Origin of the sequence: Planomonospora alba (assembly GCF_039534085.1) — a bacterium.
GTDB lineage: Bacteria > Actinomycetota > Actinomycetes > Streptosporangiales > Streptosporangiaceae > Planomonospora_B > Planomonospora_B alba.
In genome coordinates this window covers 24827-42904 of sequence record NZ_BAAAUT010000056.1, presented here as the reverse complement: position 1 = coordinate 42904, position 18078 = coordinate 24827, and the positions used below count along the sequence as shown (strand labels likewise).

The window sequence follows — 18078 nt, the reverse complement described above, 5'->3', positions numbered from 1 at the left end:
GGCGGCCAGGGGCACCGGGCGGGCGACCGTGCGCGCCGGGCGCGGCGCCGCCGGCGCGACCCGCGGGCTCGGCCGGACGGCCCGGCGGCTGACCCACGCCCAGGGTGCCGGCCGCACCGGCCTCGGCCAGCTGATCGAGCTGACGGCCGCGCACAGCGCGGGCGACGCGCTGGTCACCGCCGCGCTGGCCGGCACACTGTTCAAACTGCCGGTGAACGAGGCCCGGGGCCAGGTCGCGCTCTACCTGCTGATCACGATGATCCCGTTCGTGGTGGTCGCGCCGTTCGTCGGACCGGTCCTCGACCGGTTCCGCTCGGGCCGTCGCCTCGTCATGGCGGGCACCCTGTTCGGCCGGGGGCTGCTCTGCTTCGCCATGGCCGCGGCGGTCGTCCCCGGCGACGTCTTCACCATCTTCCCGGCGGCGCTGGCCGTGCTGGTGCTGTCGAAGGCCTACAACGTCTCCCGCGCCGCGATCATGCCGAGCGTGCTGCCCGCCGACATCGCGCTGGTCACCGCCAACGCGCGGGTCGCGCTGTTCGCGCTGGTCTCGGCGGGGGTCGCGGCGGGCGCGGGCGCGGGCGTCAGCGCCTGGCTCGGCGCCGAATGGGTGCTGCGCGCCGCCACGCTGCTGTTCCTGCTCCAGGGCGTGCTGGCCGTACGGCTCCCGCGCCACGTGGACTCCCCCGACCTGGACGAGCTCCAGGAGGGCGAGGAGCGGCCGCCGCGCTGGCGCACCATGCTGAGCATCGGACCGGTCGTGGCCGAGTCGATGCTGGCCAACGTCGCCATCCGGTTCTACTCCGGCTTCCTGCTGTTCTACCTGCTCTTCCTGGTGCAGGAGAAGAAGCTCCCCGGCATGCCCGCGGCGGCCACGATCGGCGTGCTGCTCCTCGCCGCCGGGGCCGGCGGCCTGGCCGGGGCCGGGATCGCCTCCTGGGCGCGCAGCCACTCCCCGCAGGTGATCGTGCTGGTCACGCTCGCGGTGTCGGCGGCGGCCACGGTCGCGGCGGCCGCCGTGTTCACCCTGTGGACCGCGGTGGCCGTCGCGCTGACCGCCGCGTTCGCGCAGGGGCTGGGCAAGCTCGCGCTGGACGCGATCGTGCAGCGCGAGATCGGCGAGGAGGTGCGCTCGTCCACCTTCGGCGTGGTCGAGGCGCTCCTGCAGGTCGCCTGGGTGGTCGGCGGGCTGGTCGGGCTGCTGCTCTCGCTGTTCGCGCGCGGTCCCGGCGGACTCGCGACGATGGCCGCGGTGCTGGCGGGCTCGCTCGGCTGGCTGCTCCTGCGGCGCCGTCGCCGCCTGGAGACGACGGAGGCCCGGGCGCGGGCCGCCCGCGCGCAGACCGCAGCCGCCCGGACACCGGAACCGACCGGGCAGGAGGACGCGGCGGCGCCGCCGGAGCGGGTGCCGGACAAGCCGGTGCACCGCAAGCGGCCCGCGGGCACCACGACCGCCGTCATCCGGCACGACGACGCGCCCACCGAGAAGCGCACCAAACCGCTGACCAACCCCCACGGCTGAGCCGCCGCCCCGGGGGCCCGGCCTCCCGCCCGGGAGCGGGCGGGCCTGCCCCGGGCGGGCGCGCGCGGACGGCGGGCGCGCGCGAACGGCGGCGCGGAGAGGCGGCGGCCCCGCGGGCGGGGCCGCGTGCTCAGGCGTCCAGGTCGTCGGCCACCGCGCGGAGCACGGCCGCGATCTTCTTGGCGTGCGCCGCGTCCGGGTGCTTGCCCCTCTGGTAGGAGGTGGAGACCCCGTCGAGGAGCTTGATCAGGTCCTCGACGATGACGACCATCTCGTCGGGTTTCTTGCGCTTGCCCCTGGGCTTGGCGGTCCTCTCCAGGGTGGGCTGGTCGATCACTCGGACCGAGAGCGCCTGCTGGCCGCGACGCCCCTCGGCCACGCCGAACTCGACCTTCTGACCGGGCTTGAGGGAGTCCACGCCACCGGGCAGCGCGGAGGAATGCACGAAGACCTCACCGCCGTCGTCGCGGGTGAGGAAGCCGAAACCCTTGTCGGCGTCGTACCACTTGACCTTGCCACTCGGCACAGGGGTGACCTCGTTCAGACTGTGGTGTAGGGGATGGGAGTAGGTTATGCCCACACGCGGCTGAGGGCGACCGTGTAAACGGGTGCGAGTCACGCGATCTCCGCGGTGCCCCGCGCGGCCCGCCACCCGTCGAACCACCCGGCGAACTCCGTCAGATCCTCCAGCACGACCTCGGCTCCGTGTGCACGCAGCTCTCCCGCCGGGTAGGGACCGGTCGCCACCGCCACGCTGACGGCGCCTCCTGCTCGCGCCGCCTCGATGTCGGCGACGTGATCTCCAACATAGGCCGCCGCGCCGAATGACGCGAGAGCCGGGCCCTTGGCCGAGCCGAAAAGCGACCCGGCGATCCCGTCCACCTCCAGGCCGAGGAATCCCACCGTCCGCTCGGCGTCCCCGGTGCTCTTCCCGGTGACCACGATGACCCTGCCGCCCGCCCGCCGTACGGCCTCGACGGCCTCGCGGGCGCCGGGCAGGAGGGTGGTGGCGGGCACCGCGATCGAGGGGTACAGCGAGCGGAAGACGGCGGCGGCCGCGGGGATCTCCTCCGCGGGGAGCCAGTTGGCCAGTTCGAGCTCCAGCGGCGGCCCCAGCCGGGCCACCACCGCGGCGCTGTCGATGGGCACCCCGATCCGCAGCGACAGCTCGTCGTAGACGGCGGCGATCCCCGCACGGGTGTCCGCGAGCGTCATGTCCAGGTCGAATCCCACCGAGTGCATGAATAGCAGCATGCCAAACCGACATATCCCGCTGGTAATCCACCGTGCCGGCGGTGCCCCTCGCTGTACGCCGCGACCCCGGCTGTGGAACCCTTTGCAAAGGAGTCACTTACTCCCCGCCGTCGGGCCCATCGGCACCTGCCACCGCCCGGACCCGCCGGTTTCGTCCGGTGATCCCGCGACCTGCCGGGTTGTGCACTGGATAGGGTCATGACGGAGGTATCGGCAGAAAGATGAGCAGATCGACGCGCGAGCGGATCATCGACGAAGCCCTGCGCCTGTTCGCCGAGAAGGGCTACGCGGCGACCTCGGTCGCCGAGATCGAGGCCGCCGCCGGGCTGTCGCCCGGCGCCGGGGGGCTGTACCGGCACTTCAAATCGAAGTACGAGGTGCTGGCCGCGGCGATGCACGAGCACGCCAACCGGACCCGGCTGCAGATCGCCGAGACCCTGGCCGAGCTGAACGCCATGGACGCCTCCCTGGGCATCGAGGCCCGCCTGGCCCACCTGTGCCGGGCCGGACTCGCCAAGGTCCGCGAGGAGAGCGAGCTGACCCGCGTCTTCTTCCGCGACCTGAGCCAGTTCCCCGAACTGGTGGCCGTGGTGCGCGAGGGCCTGCTGCAGCCCATGTTCGACGCGTTCACCACCTGGATGCGGTCGCAGCCCGAGTACGCCGGGGCCGACCACGACTGGGCCGCGATCGGCGCGGTGCTCGGTGGCGCGGTCGTCCACTACCGGCTGTTCCAGGACACCGTGAGCGAGCCCCCCGGCCACGCCGGCAAGGACCGCTTCGTCGAGTCCTGGGTACGGCTCGCGCTCGGCCTCATGCCGACCCCCGCCGTCCAGACGATCGGCTGACGGCCCCCACCGGCCCTGTCAGCCGGTCCGCCCCCGATCCCGGCGGCCGGTCCCCCGGCGGCCCTGTCAGCGGGACCGCCCGGGCCGGGACCGTCCGGGGTCCGGGAGCGGCGGGTCCAGCAGCCGGCGGACCAGCCGGAACACCCCCGCCGCCGTCCCGAGCACGAACATGGGCCCGCTGACGTCGAAGAACTCGGCGACCGTCCGATCGGACCCGCCGCCGCTCCTGACCAGCGCCACCAGCGCGCCTCCGGCGGTGTAGGACAGCACCGGGGCCGCGACGCCTGCCACCCTGTCCGCCCGCTCCCAGCCGGGTGCGGACAGGACGACCAGCGCCCCGGCCGCCCACACCAGGAGGGGCAGGGGGACGATCCCGACCGGGACCGGCGCGAGCGGGACGAGCAGCCCGGCCAGGACGAGCACGGCCACCCCGGCCGTCTCGTGCCGGTGCGCGGCGAGCACCTCCACCGCGTCCAGCCGGTTCCGCGCCGCGCCGCCGGGCGGCGACCACGGTTCGCCGGGCCCGGCCGGGCCCGGCGGGGGCACGGAGGTGCGCCGCCACGGACCCGCACGCCGCACGATGCCGGGCCGCCGGACGGGCCGGGCGCCGGGCCCGTGGTCGGCCAGCCACCTCAGCGCCTCCTCCCGGGAGCGGGCCGCCTCCGGCGGCACCTCCCGACCGCGCCGCGCGGACGCCGGCGGCACCGGTGGCGGGGCCGGCGGAACCGGTGGCGGGGCCGCCGGGGCCGGGTTCTCCGCCCGGTCCGCCGGCGGCGGGGCCGCCTCCTCGGACAGGCGCCGGGCCTCGCGCCTCACCAGGGCCACCGGATCGCCGAACCCGGCGAGCACCTTCGCGACGGCGGCGGGGCTGTCGGCCCCCCGCCGCTCGGCGTCGATCCGCTCGCGGAGCCGCCGGACGAAGTCGAGCCGCTGGTCCTGGCGGAGGACGCCGTGCGCGGCGTCGGCCGCCCTGCTGACATACTCCAGGACGAGCTGGTCGGCACGCTCGATCACGCCGCCATCCTCCCCCGCCGCGCCGCCGCCCGCGAGCCCTTTCCCCGACCGCACGCTGTCGGTGAGGGCTCCTACCATTGGGTGAATGAGCACGGAGTTCACCAAGTGGCTGCGCGGCCGGAGCGACGAGCAGCTGCGGGAGCTGGTCGCCCTCCGTCCCGAGCTCATCACCCCCGTCCCCGCCCACGTCGAGGGGCTGGCCGGGCGGGCGAGCAGCCCGTCGGCGATCGGCCGGGTGCTCGACCGGCTCGACCGGTTCGCCTTCGCGGTCGTCGAGACGCTCGTCGTGCTCCCCTCCCCGATCGCCTACCGGTCGCTCCGCGCCCGGCTGGCCCGCGCGCTGTCCGGCCCGGCGGACCCGGTGTTCGAGGCCGGGGTCAGAAAGACCGTCGACCGGCTGCGGACGCTGGCCCTGGTCTACGGGCCCGACCGCGCCCTGCAGCCGGCCCCCGGCGTGCGGGAGGTCCTGGACGGACCCGCGGGCCTCGGCCCGCCGGCGCAGGACGCGTTCCGGCACTACCACCGGGAGCGGCTGGCCGAGCTGATCGACGACCTCGGCGGCACGGGCGACTCGGCGGAGGACCTCGCCGCGCTCCTGGCCGACCAGGACGTCGTGGCGCGGCTGGTCGAGGAGGTCTCGCCGCAGGCCCGCGCCGCGCTCGACGAGCTGGCCTGGGGCCCGCCCAGCGGCCGGGTGGCCAACGCCCGCCGGGACGTGCGGACGGCCACCGCCCGCTCGCCGATCGAGCAGCTCCTGGCCCGTGCCCTGCTCTGCGCGACCGGCGAGGAGTCCGTCGTGCTCCCCCGCGAGGTCGGGCTCTTCCTGCGCGGCGGCCGCGTCCACCGGGACCTGTGCCCCGTTCCCCCGCCGCTCGACGGCCCCGGGCGCAAGCGGGACCTCATCGACCGGACGGCGGCCGGGCAGGCGTTCGCGTTCACCCGCGCGGTGGAGGAGCTCTGCGAGCGGTGGGGCGCCGACCCGCCCGGCGTGCTCCGCGGCGGCGGGCTGGCCGTACGCGACCTGAAGCGCGCCGCGGCCCTGCTCGACCTGCCCGAGTGGGCCGCCGGGCTGGTCGTCGAGGTGGCGTACGCCGCCGGGCTCGTCGCCGCGAGCGGCGCGGTCGACGGCGACTGGCTGCCCACCCCGGTCTACGACGGCTGGCGGGTGCGCGGCACCGAGGACCGCTGGGTGACGCTGGCCTCGACGTGGCTGGCCATGGACCGGGCGCCGGGGCTGATCGGCGAGCGCGACGAGCGGGACCGGCTGCTCAACGCCCTCCACCCTGATCTGCGCCGCGCCGCCGCCCCGGAGGTCCGCGCCGCCGTGCTGCGCGTCCTCGCCGGAGCCGCGGACGCCGCGGGCCCGTCCACCGCGCCGACCCCGGAGTCGGTCCGCGAGCGGCTGGCCTGGGAGCAGCCGCGCCGCCGCGGCGCCCAGCGCGACCGGCTGGTGGAGCTCACGCTGCGGGAAGCCGAGCAGATCGGGGTCACCGGCCTCGGCGCGCTCTCCCGCCACGGCCGCGCCCTGCTGCCCGCGGAGGCGGGAGGGGGGGACGGCGCGGGATCGGCCGCCGGGCTGCTGGCCCCGCTGCTGCCCGTGCCGCTCGACCACGTGCTGCTCCAGGCCGACCTCACCGCGGTCGCCCCGGGCCCGCTCACCGGCGAGCTGAGCCGCTGGCTGGGGCTGGCCGCCGACGTGGAGTCCACCGGCGGCGCGACGGTCTACCGGTTCTGCGAGCGGTCGGTACGGCGGGCACTGGACGCCGGGCAGGGCGCCGACGAGATGCTGGCCGTGCTGGAGCGGCACTCGACCACGCCGGTCCCGCAGCCGCTCAGCTATCTGATCACCGACGTGGCCCGCCGCCACGGCCGCATGCGGGTCGGCTCGGCCAGCGCCTACGTGCGCTGCGACGACCCCTCGGCGCTCGACGAGGTGATGGCCGACAAGCGCGCCGCCCCCCTGCGGCTGCGCCGCCTGGCGCCCACCGTGATCGCGTCCAAGACCTCACGCGCGACCCTGGTCGACTCGCTGCGCGCGATGGGTTACGCCCCGGTGGCCGAGTCCCTGGAGGGTGACGTGATCATCACCCGGCTGGACGTGCGGCGGACCGAGGGCCCGCCGCAGTCCCGGACCCCGGCCGCGTTCACCGGCCTGGACGCCGAGGTGGTCACGGCGGCCGTGCGCGCCGTACGGGCCGGCGACGCCGCCCACCGGGCCCGCCGCAAGCCCGCCGACGCCCCCGACGGCCAGGTGCCCCGCTCCCCGGCGAACGCCACGATCAGCGCGCTGCGCGAGGCCATCCGGCAGGGGACGCAGGTCTGGATCGGCTACCTCGACTCGCAGGGCAACGCCACCAGCCGCATCCTGGAGCCCGCCCGGATGGAGGGCGGCTACCTCACCGCCTACGACGAGACCCGGGCCGCGGTGCACCGCTTCGCCCTGCACCGCATCACCGGGGTCTCCGAGCTCCGGCCGTAGCCCTCCGGCGGCCCCGGCAGCCGGGTCCCGGCCGTTCCGGCGAGCGGCGACCGGCCCCTCCGGGGCGTGGTATGTGTTGACGCAACCGGTTCCGCACAGGCGAGACGAGTCCCCCACGTGAGCAGTGACACCCCCGAAGGCTCCCAGGCGCGTCCTGGAGACCGGAACGGCTACGAGAGCTACGAGACGGTGCCCGTCGTCCGGCCGCCCGGGCCCGGTGGCCGGCCCCCGGGCGGGGACGACCCGTTCGCGCCGCCGGTGCACCCGTCCGGGCCCGCCCCGTCCCGGCCGTTCCACACCCCCGGGGAGCGGGTCCCCGGTCCCGCCGCGGTGCCGTACGGCCCGGCCCGGCGGCCCCACCCGGACGCCGAGGGCGTGCGCAGGCACGCGCTCGTCGCCCTGGCGGCCGGCATCGTGCTGGCGATGAGCTGCTTCCTGAGCCCCGGCGGCGGCGTCGTGACCGTCCTGGCGGCGAAGGCCCTGGGCGGGGTCGAGACCGACCCCGCCCACGCCCGGACCCTGCTCCGGTGGGCCTGGAGCGCCGTCGCCGTCAACGCTGGGCTGATCGTCGCGGGGGCCGCAGCCTTCGTCGTGGCGGGGCTCGGCGGCGCCTGGGCGGGGAGCTGAGCCGATCCGGGACTTCCGGCGGGCCCGGTTGTGTTGGATATGCGGTAGCCGTACACGAGGGAGAAGCCTGTGGCCGACGGCCCGCTGATCGTCCAGTCCGACAAGACACTGCTGCTCGAGGTCGAGCACCCCGCGGCCGACGAGTGCCGTAAGGCGATCGCTCCGTTCGCCGAGCTGGAGCGTGCGCCCGAGCACGTGCACACCTACCGCGTGACCCCGCTGGCGCTGTGGAACGCGCGGGCGGCGGGCCACGACGCCGAGCAGGTGATCGACGCGCTGATCACCTACAGCCGCTACCCGGTGCCGCACGCGCTGCTGGTCGACATCGCCGAGACGATGGCGCGCTACGGCAGGCTCCGGCTGGAGAAGCACCCCGTGCACGGGCTCGTCCTGACCAGCACCGACCGGGCCGTGCTGGAGGAGGTGCTGCGGTCGAAGAAGATCCAGCCGCTGCTCGGGGGGCGGCTGGACGCGGACACCGTGGCGGTCCACCCGAGCGAGCGCGGCAACGTCAAGCAGCTGCTGCTCAAGCTGGGCTGGCCTGCCGAGGACCTGGCCGGATACGTCGACGGCGAGCACCACCCGATCACGCTGGCCGAGGACGGCTGGAGCATCCGCCCGTACCAGCGGGAGGCCGCCGACGCGTTCTGGAACGGCGGCTCGGGCGTGGTCGTGCTGCCCTGCGGCGCCGGCAAGACGATCGTGGGCGCGGCGGCGATGGCGCACGCGCAGGCCACCACGCTCATCCTGGTGACGAACACGGTCTCGGCCCACCAGTGGAAGCAGGAGCTGATCAGGAGGACCTCGCTGACCGAGGACGAGATCGGCGAGTACACCGGGACCAAGAAGGAGATCCGGCCGGTCACCATCGCCACCTACCAGGTGATGACGACCCGGCGGCAGGGCGTCTACCGCCACCTGGAGCTGTTCGACGCCCGCGACTGGGGGCTGATCGTCTACGACGAGGTGCACCTGCTGCCCGCACCGATCTTCCGGATGACCGCCGACCTCCAGGCCCGGCGGCGGGTGGGGCTGACCGCGACGCTGGTGCGCGAGGACGGCCGGGAGGGCGACGTGTTCTCCCTGATCGGGCCGAAGCGCTACGACGCGCCGTGGAAGGACATGGAGAACCAGGGCTGGATCGCCCCGGCCGACTGCGTCGAGGTCCGGGTGACGCTCGGCGACGACGAGCGGCTGGCCTACGCGATGGCCGAGGCCGAGGAGCGCTACCGGTTCTGCGCCACCACGCCGGCCAAGCTCCGGGTCGCCGAGGCGCTGGTGCGGCGGCACGCGGGCGAGCAGGTGCTGGTCATCGGGCAGTACATCGACCAGCTCGACGAGCTCGGTGAGCACCTGGGCGCTCCGGTGATCAAGGGGGACACCAAGGTCAAGGAGCGGGAGCGGCTCTTCCAGGCCTTCCGCGAGCGCCAGATCCAGGTGCTGGTGGTCTCCAAGGTCGCCAACTTCTCCATCGACCTGCCGGAGGCGTCGGTGGCCATCCAGGTGTCGGGGACGTTCGGCTCACGCCAGGAGGAGGCGCAGCGGCTCGGCCGGGTGCTGCGGCCCAAGTCGGGCGGGGGCGGGGCGCGCTTCTACTCGGTGGTCAGCCGGGACACCGTCGACCAGGAGTTCGCCGCGCACCGGCAGCGCTTCCTGGCCGAGCAGGGGTACGCCTACCAGATCATCGACGCGGACGACGTGCTCGCCGGCGACTGAGGTCCGGTCTGGAGACGACGTGCTCGCCGGCGACTGAGACTCGCCGGCGAGCACCGTGTGGTCCGTGTCAGATCCACGAAATCCCGCGGGTCTTCGACAAAGAGACCACCCCCTCCTTTGGACCGCGACAATCAGTGGCGGCATACCCCACATTCTGCACACTTCACCAGATTTGCCCGCCTTTTTCGCCATACATCGAAGAATGACAGAGGGTTACTAATTAGTAACACAACGTGTATTCCTTCGATGGATCGCCCCCTTTTTCCGCGAACATCCCGGCGGGTGCGCTCCCCTGCCGGAGCCGTACGGCGGGTCGCGCCGCACCCGGCCCCGAGCGGTGGCCGGACCGGGGCCGCGGGCAGGCCACGGAACCGATCAAGGCATGTGAGCAGGGGGGCCGGCGACTCCGGCGGCACGGCCGACGCCGGACCGGAGGACACGCGCCCCCCGCCGGGATCGGCCTGGCTCGTTCCCGGAGACGGGCGGCTCCGGCGGACGGCGCCGGGGAGCAGCCCCCGCGCCACCGCCGAAATGCCCACGCCACCGGGCCCGCCGCCGGAGAATCAATCCTTTTGAGCGCCGTCCGGCCCCTCGGTAAGCTAGTCGATTCGCTGCCAGATGACCACCACCTCCGTTTACCGAATGAGAGGCGCTTTCCGCATGCCCGCCGAACAATTGCTGCCGGACATACCCTCCGGCCCTTCCGCCGCGGCCCTTCCCGAGGCCGGTCCCGCCCTCTCCGGTGCCCGCGGCGCCCCCACCGTCTCCGGCGGCGCCCCCGGCAGTGCCTCCGACGGCGCCCCCGGCAGTGCCTCCGACGGCGCCCCCGGCGGTGCCCCCGATCCGGGCGACGATCCCGCCCGGATCCTCGCCGCCGAGCGCGAGCACCTGGCCGTCTCCCGGGCCGCCCTGCGCGCGATGCGCGAGCACGCGCAGTCCCTGTCCGCCGACGCCGCCGGAGACTGGGTCTCCCAGCAGGTCCTGCAGGCGCTGCTGGACCAGCGGGTGGCCGCGCTCGCCGACCACGCCGGCACGCCGCTCTTCTTCGGCCGCCTCGACCGGACCGCCGGCGACGACCTGCCCGGCACCATCTACGTCGGCCGCCGGCACGTCCACGACGAACGCAGCCGCCCTCTGGTCGTCGACTGGCGCGCCCCGGTCTCCCGGGCGTTCTACCAGGCCAGCCCGGCCGACCCGATGGGCGTCGGGCTCCGCCGCCGGTTCGGCTACCACGGCGGCGACCTGACCGCCTTCGAGGACGAGCACCTCGGCCGCGGGGAGGCGCTCCGGCAGTCGAAGATCCTCACCGAGGAGATCGAACGCCCCCGCTCGGGCCCGATGCGCGACATCGTCGCGACCATCCAACCGGACCAGGACGAGATCGTCCGGGAGGACCTGGCCAGGACGGTATGCGTCCAGGGCGCCCCCGGCACCGGCAAGACCGCCGTCGGCCTGCACAGGGCCGCCTACCTCCTCTTCACCCACCGGGAGAAGCTCGCCCGCTCCGGCGTGATGATCGTCGGCCCCAACCGGGCGTTCCTGTCCTACATCTCCTCGGTGCTCCCCGCCCTGGGCGAGGTCAAGGTCGACCAGACCACGGTCGCCGGGATCCTCGGCGACCACGCCGCCGCCGAGGACCCCGCGGTCGCCGCGATCAAGGGTGACGCGCGGATGGTGCCGGTGCTGCGGCGGGCGCTGTGGGCGCACGTCGTCAAGCCCGCCGAGGGCCTGCTGTTCACCAAGGGCGCCAACCGCTACCGGGTGGCCGACCACGAGGTCCGCGAGATCGTCGCCTCCCTGCGCGGCACCACCCGCTACAACCCCGGCCGCGCGGCCCTCGCCCAGCGCCTGGCCCACCAGGTGCTCGTCCGGATGGAGCAGCGCGGCGAGTCCCCCGACGACCGGGTGCAGGACGCGGTCGCCCGCTCCAGGCCGGTCAAGCAGCTCGTGGAGCAGGTCTGGCCCAAGCTCACCCCCCAGCAGGTCCTGCACCGGCTGCTGAGCGACCCCGCGTTCCTGGCCGCCGCAGCGAAGGACGACCTGTCCGCGCAGGAGCAGGCCGCGCTGCTGTGGGCCAAGCCGCCCAAGTCGTTCCGCTCGGCGAAGTGGTCGGCGGCCGACGGCGCGCTGCTGGACGAGCTCGGCGACATGATGGAGCGCACGCCGTCCCTCGGCCACCTGGTCGTGGACGAGGCCCAGGACCTGTCGGCGATGCAGCTGCGCGCCCTCGGCCGGCGCTGCCGCAACGGGTCGGCCACCGTCCTGGGGGACCTCGCCCAGGGCACCACGCCCTGGGCGGCGCGCTCCTGGAGCGAGGTCCTCGAGCACCTCGGCTTCCCCGAGGGCGGCTCCGCCGGGGACGGCGGCAGCGGGGGCACGGTCACCGAGCTCACCCTGGGCTTCCGCGTGCCGCGCGAGGTCCTCGACTACGCCGCCCGCCTGCTGCCCTCCGTCGCCCCCGGCCTGGCCGTACCCCGCTCCCTGCGCCCCGGCGCGGGCTCGTTGACCGTACGGCACGCGCCGGACCTGGCCGCGTCCCTGGCCGAGGCGGCCGGGCAGGCGCTGCGGCGCGAGGGCTCGATCGGCGTCATCGTCCCCGACGCCCGCGTCTCCGCCGTCTCCGAGGCGCTGGCGGACCTCGACCACCGCGTGCTGGCCCCGGACTCCGTCGAGGAGCACCGCCTCCTGGTCGTCCCGGCCACCCTGGCCAAGGGTCTGGAGTACGACCACGTCATCGTGGTGGAGCCGGCCGACATCGTGGAGGCCGAGCCGCGGGGCCTGGCCCGCCTGTACGTGGTGCTGACCCGTGCGGTCACCTCCCTGACCGTGCTGCACTCCAGGGATCTTCCGGCCGAGCTGACCGGCTGATCCGGTTCCGAGGCGGCTGGTAGCGTGCCGCGCATGGAAGTGATCATCCGGCACGGGCGGATCGAGGACGTCGAGGCGCTGCTGGCCTTCTGGCTGACGGCCGCCGAGGGGACGGACCGGCACGACGATCCGGCCAAGGTGGCCGCGCTCATCGAGCGCGACCCCGAGGCGGTCCTCGTCGCCGAGGTCGACGGGGAGATGGCCGGCACGCTGATCGCGGGCTGGGACGGCTGGCGGGCGCACCTGTACCGGCTGGCCGTGGACCCCGCCCGGCGGCGCCGGGGCATCGGGAGCGCGCTGATCCGGGCGGCCGAGGAGCGCTTCGCGGCGTTCGGCGCGTTCCGCGCCGACGCCATGGTGCTGCACGGCAACGAGCTCGCCCACCGCGCCTGGGGCGCGGCGGGTTACGCCCCCCAGCCGCAGTGGGCCCGCTGGGTCAAGCCGCTGACCTGACGGGCCGCGGGAACGCGGATCACCGCCGCCTTCCCGCCGGAGGGGCCGGGGCCTCCGGCCGTCCGGGAGGGGCCGCGAGGAGCACCGGGGCGGAAAAGAAAGGGCCGGTCCCCGAGGGGACCGGCCTCTTCTGTCACGCGGGAGAGGGACTAGAAGTCCATGTCGCCGCCGCCACCGGGCATGGCGGGGGCCTTCTCCTTCTCGGGCTTCTCGGCGATGACGGCCTCGGTGGTGAGGAACAGCGCCGCGATGGACGCCGCGTTCTGCAGAGCGGAACGGGTCACCTTGGCCGGGTCGATGATGCCCGACTCGAACATGTTGACGTAGTCGCCGGTGGCGGCGTTCAGGCCCTCACCCGGGGTGAGGTTGCGCACCTTCTCCACCACGACGCCGCCCTCGAGGCCGGCGTTGACGGCGATCTGCTTGAGCGGCTCCTCCAGAGCCTTGCGGACGATCGCGGCACCGGTGGCCTCGTCGCCGTTGAGCTCCAGCTTGTCGAAGGCCTTGGCGCCAGCCTGCAGCAGCGCGACACCACCGCCGGGGACGATGCCCTCCTCGACCGCGGCCTTGGCGTTGCGGACGGCGTCCTCGATGCGGTGCTTGCGCTCCTTGAGCTCGACCTCGGTGGCGGCACCGGCCTTGATGACGGCCACGCCGCCGGCCAGCTTGGCCAGACGCTCCTGGAGCTTCTCGCGGTCGTAGTCGGAGTCGGTGTTCTCGATCTCGGTGCGGATCTGGTTGACCCGGCCCGCGATCTGCTCGGCGTCACCGGCGCCGTCGACGATGGTGGTCTCGTCCTTGGTGACGATGACCTGGCGGGCGCGGCCGAGCTGGTCGAGGGTGGTGCTCTCCAGCTTCAGGCCGAGGTCCTCGCTGATGACCTGGGCGCCGGTGAGGATGGCGATGTCGGTCAGCATGGCCTTGCGGCGGTCGCCGAAGCCCGGGGCCTTGACCGCGACCGAGCGGAACAGGCCGCGGATCTTGTTGACGACCAGGGTGGCCAGGGCCTCGCCCTCGACGTCCTCGGCGATGATCAGCAGCGGCTTGCCGGCCTGCACGACCTTGTCGAGAACCGGGAGCAGGTCCTTGTTGGCGGAGACCTTGGAGTTGACGACGAGGACGTACGGGTCCTCGAGAACCGCCTCCATGCGCTCCGGGTCGGTCACGAAGTAGGGCGAGATGTAGCCCTTGTCGAAGCGCATGCCCTCGGTGAGCTCCAGCTCCAGGCCGAAGGTGTTGCTCTCCTCGACGGTGATGACGCCTTCCTTGCCGACCTTGTCCATCGCCTCGGCGATCATCTCGCCGATCTGGGCGTCGCCGGCGGAGATGGAGGCCGTGGAGGCGATCTGCGCCTTCGTCTCCACGTCCTTGGCCAGCTTGGCCAGCTCCTCCGAGACGCGCTCGACGGCGGCCTCGATGCCCTTCTTCAGGGCCATCGGGTTGGCGCCGGCGGCGACGTTGCGCAGGCCCTCGCGGACCAGCGCCTGGGCGAGGACGGTGGCGGTGGTGGTGCCGTCACCCGCGACGTCGTCGGTCTTCTTGGCGACCTCCTTGACCAGCTCGGCGCCGATCTTCTCCCACGGGTCCTCGAGCTCGATCTCCTTGGCGATGGAGACACCGTCGTTGGTGATCGTGGGGGCGCCCCACTTCTTCTCCAGCACGACGTTGCGGCCCTTGGGGCCGAGGGTCACCTTCACGGCGTCGGCGAGCTGGTTCATACCGCGCTCGAGACCGCGCCGGGCGTCCTCGTCAAACGCGATCATCTTGGCTGCCATACGGCTAGACCTCCCAAACACAGGGTGGCGTGCACCGGATCGAGCCGACGCCCGCGACGGCATGTGGGTCCGCGGCTCCGTTCGGCGGACCCCATCGCCTCGATCCAGGGTTGGCACTCTCGCACAGAGAGTGCCAACGAACTGTTTAGCACTCTACCCTGCCGAGTGCAAGCCGCGGCGCGCTGAGCTGGGCTTCGCTCACAGCAAAGAGGTCAAACCGTACGATCCCCAAACTTCGCGGACGTATCCCCCAGAGTGGATGCGAGCCTCCCGGGGAGGCCGCGATCCCGGACACGCGAAAGCCCGGCCCCCCGGGTGAACCGGGCGACCGGGCCGACGCGCGGGAGGGTCCACACGGACTGCGGTGCCGCCGGACCCTCCGGTCATCTCCTCCGGCCGATCCGCCGGACGTCCGGGCTCAGACGGTCCTGACGGACTCCGCCTGCGGCCCCTTCTGCCCCTGGGTGATCTCGAACTCGACCCGCTGGCCCTGCTCGAGCGCCCGGTAGCCGTCCATCAGGATCGCGGAGTAATGGACGAACACATCCTTACCACCGTCTACCGCGATGAAGCCGTAGCCCTTGTCCGCGTTGAACCACTTGACGGTGCCCTGCGCCACTTCCGTCTCCTCTTACCGACCTTGAAGACCACGCCCATTCCACTCGCGAGGTCTTCGATCTCCGCGGCGAAGGACATCGCCCCATCGATCGTTCTCGACCATACCTGTGGGACACCGTAGGGCAACAGAGTCAATCCACTAATCATCCGTTTACCCGTGACTTTGGCACGAGAACAAGCTTTTGCTCGCACTGCAATTTAGTTCAACATTGCATTATTTCCTGATGTCACACATATGAACCCCCGCCACAAAACACGACACCCGCACGCGGCCGGAGCCGGTGCGGGTGTCGTGGCGGGCCCCGCGGGCGCCCGGAGGGGCACCCGCGGGGATCGGATCAGGCGGGCGGTCAGCCGCCGGCGACCGCCGGGATGATGGAGACCTGGACGCCGGACGGAGTGGCGGTGTCGAGGTTGTCCGCGAAACGGACGTCCTCTTCACCCACATAAACGTTGACAAAACGCCGGATCTTGCCCGTTTCGTCGAGGATCCGGGCACCGATGCCGGGGTAGTCCGCGTCGAGCTTCTCCAGGACCTCCCGGAGGGTCGCCCCTTCTCCGCTCACCTCGGCGGCACCATTGGTGTATGTCCGGAGAATCGTCGGAATTCGCACAGAAACGCTCATAATCCAGTACCTTTCGCGAGTTCTCAGGCGAGCGCGGCGCGGAATGCGTCGAGGGACGGCCGGATGACCGCGGTGGGCCGCGCCCGGTCCGCCACCGCGTCGAGGGTCTTCAGCCCCTCGCCGGTGTTCAGCACGACCGTCTCGCCGTCCGGGTCGAGCCGGCCCTCGGCGACCAGCTTGCGCAGCACGCCGACGGTGACGCCGCCCGCCGTCTCGGCGAAGACGCCCTCGGTCCGGGCCAGCAGCCGGATCGCGTCGACGATCTCGGCGTCCGTGACGTCCTCGACCGCGCCGCCGGTGCGCCGGGCGATGTCCAGCACGTACGGCCCGTCGGCCGGGTTGCCGATCGCCAGCGACTTGGCGATCGTGTCCGGCTTGACCGGGCGGATCACGTCGTGGCCCGCCTTGTAGGCGGCGGAGACCGGGGAGCAGCCCTCGGCCTGAGCCGCGAAGATCTTGTACGGCTTCTCCTCGACGAGCCCGAGGGCGATCAGTTCCCGGAAACCCTTGTCGATCTTCGTGAGCTGGGAGCCGGAGGCCACCGGCACGACGATCTGGTCGGGGAGCCGCCAGCCGAGCTGCTCGGCGATCTCGTAGGCGAGCGTCTTGGAGCCCTCGGCGTAGTAGGGGCGGAGGTTGACGTTGACGAAGCCCCACCGGTCGCCCAGCTCGTCGCCGATGAGCTCGGAGCAGAAGCGGTTCACGTCGTCGTAGGTGCCCTCGATGCCGACCAGGCGCCCGCCGTAGACCGAGGCCATGACGATCTTGGCCTCCTCCAGGTCGGCGGGGATGAAGACGCAGGCGTCCAGGCCGGCCCGGGCCGCGGCGGCGGTGACCGCGCCGGCGAGGTTGCCGGTGGAGGAGCAGGACAGGGTGTGGAAGCCGAAGTTGCGGGCCGCCTCGACCGCGATGGCCACCACCCGGTCCTTGAAGGAGTGCGTGGGGTTGCCGGAGTCGTCCTTCACGTGGAGGGCGCGGACGCCCAGTTCGCGGGCGAGGTTGTCGGCCTTGACCAGCTTGGTCCAGCCGGGCGCCATGTTGCGCTTGGCGGTGACGTCCGCCGGGACCGGCAGGAGCGAGCGGTAGCGCCAGATGTTGGCCGGTCCGGCGGCGATCTGCTCGCGGGTCACCCGGGGGAACTCGTAGGCGATCTCGAGAGGACCGAAACACTCGGCACAGGCGAAGCTGGGGCCGAGGTCGTAGCGGGCACCGCACTCGCGACAGGACAGGGCCACGGCGGGGCCGAAGTCGAGCGACGTGGTGGTGGTTTCAGCGGTTGCAAACGCCATGAAGCGAGGCCTTTCCCTCATCTTCGTCTGCGACCACCTTGATCGCAGACCGGAATTGGCACCTGTCCCGGCCGACCTCGTCAGATCACGAGTCTTGAACCGGGAGGGTTGCCGGGGCTTCGCAGGGCCGGTCCCTCCACCCCTCTGGATGAGCACGTATTCAGTTGTCGGACCTGCTGAGCAGGTTGAAAGCACTCTACCCCGGCGGCTCACCGCCCTGACCACCCGTCTCATTTCCCGAGACGGATCGTGTTAGCCGGTGGACGCCCTCCGCAGGGAGCACCCGCCCCCGGAGCACGGGGTCAGGAGCCGTAGGCCTCGCCCAGCGCGCCCTGGACGTACTTGCGCGCCTGGTGGATGCGGGACTTGGCGGTGCCGAGCGGGATGCCGAGCTGCTCGGCCACCTCGTTGTAGTCGAGCTGGCAGATGTCGCGCAGCACCAGCGCCTGGGCCAGCTCCGGCTTGGATGCCTCCAGCGCCTCCATCGCGTCGAGCAGGTCCAGCCGGGAGCCCGCGATCACGCTCACCCGGGCGACGTCCGGCTTCTGCAGCGGCAGCTCGTCGGAGCTCTGCTCGGCCGCGCGCCGCTTCAGCGAGCGGTAGGTGGTCCGCGCGCAGTTGGCCGTCACGATGTGCAGCCACGTGCTGAAGCGGGCCCGGCCCTCGAAGCGGCCGATGTTGCGGGCCACCGCCAGCAGCGTGTCCTGGCACGCCTCCTCGGCGTCCTGCCGGTAGGGCAGGATCCGGCCGCAGTGCCGCAGCACGTCGGGCTCGATCCGCCGCAGCAGCTCACCCAGCGCGCGGTGGTCCCCCCGGGCGGCCGCCCGGGCCAGCTCCTCGGTCGTCTCGTCCAGCGCCATCACGAGCCCCCATCAGCGATCACTGTCGCTGGACATCCTAGGGTCGGAGGCAATGTTTGGTTAACCTCGGAGGCAAGCGTGCCCCAGGACGGGCAGACCTCCCGGCGTCCGCAGTAGTCCTAGAAGCTGAGGGGC

General features: G+C 73.1%; 15 protein-coding genes and 1 riboswitch. Of the genes, 7 read left to right on the top strand and 8 right to left on the bottom strand.

Features of this window, described 5'->3' with window-relative positions; translation table 11 throughout:
- A partial coding sequence (locus tag ABD823_RS27550; RefSeq protein ID WP_344864585.1) for an MFS transporter occupies positions 1–1519 on the top strand: 1519 nt, incomplete at its 5' end.
- A gap of 130 nt (positions 1520–1649) precedes the next feature.
- Here the strand turns inward: ABD823_RS27550 and ABD823_RS27545 are convergent.
- Together ABD823_RS27545 and ABD823_RS27540 are read right to left on the bottom strand one after the other, a co-directional pair.
- Complete coding sequence (locus tag ABD823_RS27545) at positions 1650–2045, bottom strand: cold-shock protein (RefSeq protein ID WP_344864583.1); 396 nt, start codon at positions 2043–2045, stop codon at positions 1650–1652.
- Positions 2046–2134: 89 nt separating this feature from the next.
- On the bottom strand, positions 2135–2761 hold the full coding sequence (locus ABD823_RS27540) for an HAD family hydrolase (protein WP_344864581.1): 627 nt from the start codon (positions 2759–2761) through the stop codon (positions 2135–2137).
- A gap of 233 nt (positions 2762–2994) precedes the next feature.
- Here ABD823_RS27540 and ABD823_RS27535 point away from each other — a divergent pair, with 233 nt between their 5' ends.
- The gene (locus tag ABD823_RS27535; protein ID WP_344864579.1) at positions 2995–3618 is read left to right on the top strand and encodes a TetR/AcrR family transcriptional regulator; all 624 of its coding nucleotides are present in this window, start codon (positions 2995–2997) and stop codon (positions 3616–3618) included.
- Between the two features lie 66 nt (positions 3619–3684).
- On the opposite strand, the gene ABD823_RS27530 is transcribed toward ABD823_RS27535, so the two are convergent.
- On the bottom strand, positions 3685–4632 hold the full coding sequence (locus ABD823_RS27530) for a hypothetical protein (protein ID WP_344864577.1): 948 nt from the start codon (positions 4630–4632) through the stop codon (positions 3685–3687).
- Positions 4633–4717: 85 nt separating this feature from the next.
- Here ABD823_RS27530 and ABD823_RS27525 point away from each other — a divergent pair, with 85 nt between their 5' ends.
- The 5 genes from ABD823_RS27525 to ABD823_RS27505 all read left to right on the top strand — a co-directional run bounded on the left by ABD823_RS27525 (position 4718) and on the right by ABD823_RS27505 (position 12775).
- Positions 4718–7111 carry a helicase-associated domain-containing protein gene (locus tag ABD823_RS27525; RefSeq protein WP_344864575.1) on the top strand — a complete coding sequence of 798 codons (2394 nt, stop codon included), beginning with the start codon at positions 4718–4720 and terminating at the stop codon, positions 7109–7111.
- A 117-nt stretch (positions 7112–7228) separates the two neighbouring features.
- On the top strand, positions 7229–7738 hold the full coding sequence (locus ABD823_RS27520) for a hypothetical protein (RefSeq protein ID WP_344864573.1): 510 nt from the start codon (positions 7229–7231) through the stop codon (positions 7736–7738).
- Between the two features lie 69 nt (positions 7739–7807).
- Entirely contained in the window at positions 7808–9454 is a 1647-nt protein-coding gene (locus tag ABD823_RS27515; protein WP_344864571.1) for a DNA repair helicase XPB, read from the top strand.
- A gap of 642 nt (positions 9455–10096) precedes the next feature.
- Positions 10097–12322, top strand: coding sequence for a HelD family protein (locus ABD823_RS27510; RefSeq protein WP_344864569.1), 2226 nt, complete (start codon positions 10097–10099; stop codon positions 12320–12322).
- A gap of 33 nt (positions 12323–12355) precedes the next feature.
- Entirely contained in the window at positions 12356–12775 is a 420-nt protein-coding gene (locus ABD823_RS27505; protein WP_344864567.1) for a GNAT family N-acetyltransferase, read from the top strand.
- Between the two features lie 149 nt (positions 12776–12924).
- On the opposite strand, the gene groL is transcribed toward ABD823_RS27505, so the two are convergent.
- The 5 genes from groL to ABD823_RS27480 form a co-directional block, all read right to left on the bottom strand.
- Positions 12925–14550: a chaperonin GroEL gene (gene groL / locus ABD823_RS27500; RefSeq protein WP_344864565.1), complete on the bottom strand. Its 1626-nt coding sequence runs from the start codon at positions 14548–14550 to the stop codon at positions 12925–12927.
- 418 nt (positions 14551–14968) lie between these two features.
- Complete coding sequence (locus ABD823_RS27495; protein WP_055507665.1) at positions 14969–15169, bottom strand: cold-shock protein; 201 nt, start codon at positions 15167–15169, stop codon at positions 14969–14971.
- A 349-nt stretch (positions 15170–15518) separates the two neighbouring features.
- Positions 15519–15794, bottom strand: a complete 276-nt coding sequence (locus tag ABD823_RS27490; RefSeq protein WP_344864557.1) for a MoaD/ThiS family protein — start codon at positions 15792–15794, stop codon at positions 15519–15521.
- A 23-nt stretch (positions 15795–15817) separates the two neighbouring features.
- Positions 15818–17083, bottom strand: a complete 1266-nt coding sequence (gene thrC / locus ABD823_RS27485; protein WP_344864555.1) for a threonine synthase — start codon at positions 17081–17083, stop codon at positions 15818–15820.
- 14 nt (positions 17084–17097) lie between these two features.
- Positions 17098–17238: riboswitch (SAM riboswitch) on the bottom strand.
- 147 nt (positions 17239–17385) lie between these two features.
- Positions 17386–17943, bottom strand: a complete 558-nt coding sequence (locus ABD823_RS27480; RefSeq protein ID WP_344864553.1) for an RNA polymerase sigma factor — start codon at positions 17941–17943, stop codon at positions 17386–17388.
- Positions 17944–18078: the final 135 nt, after the last annotated feature.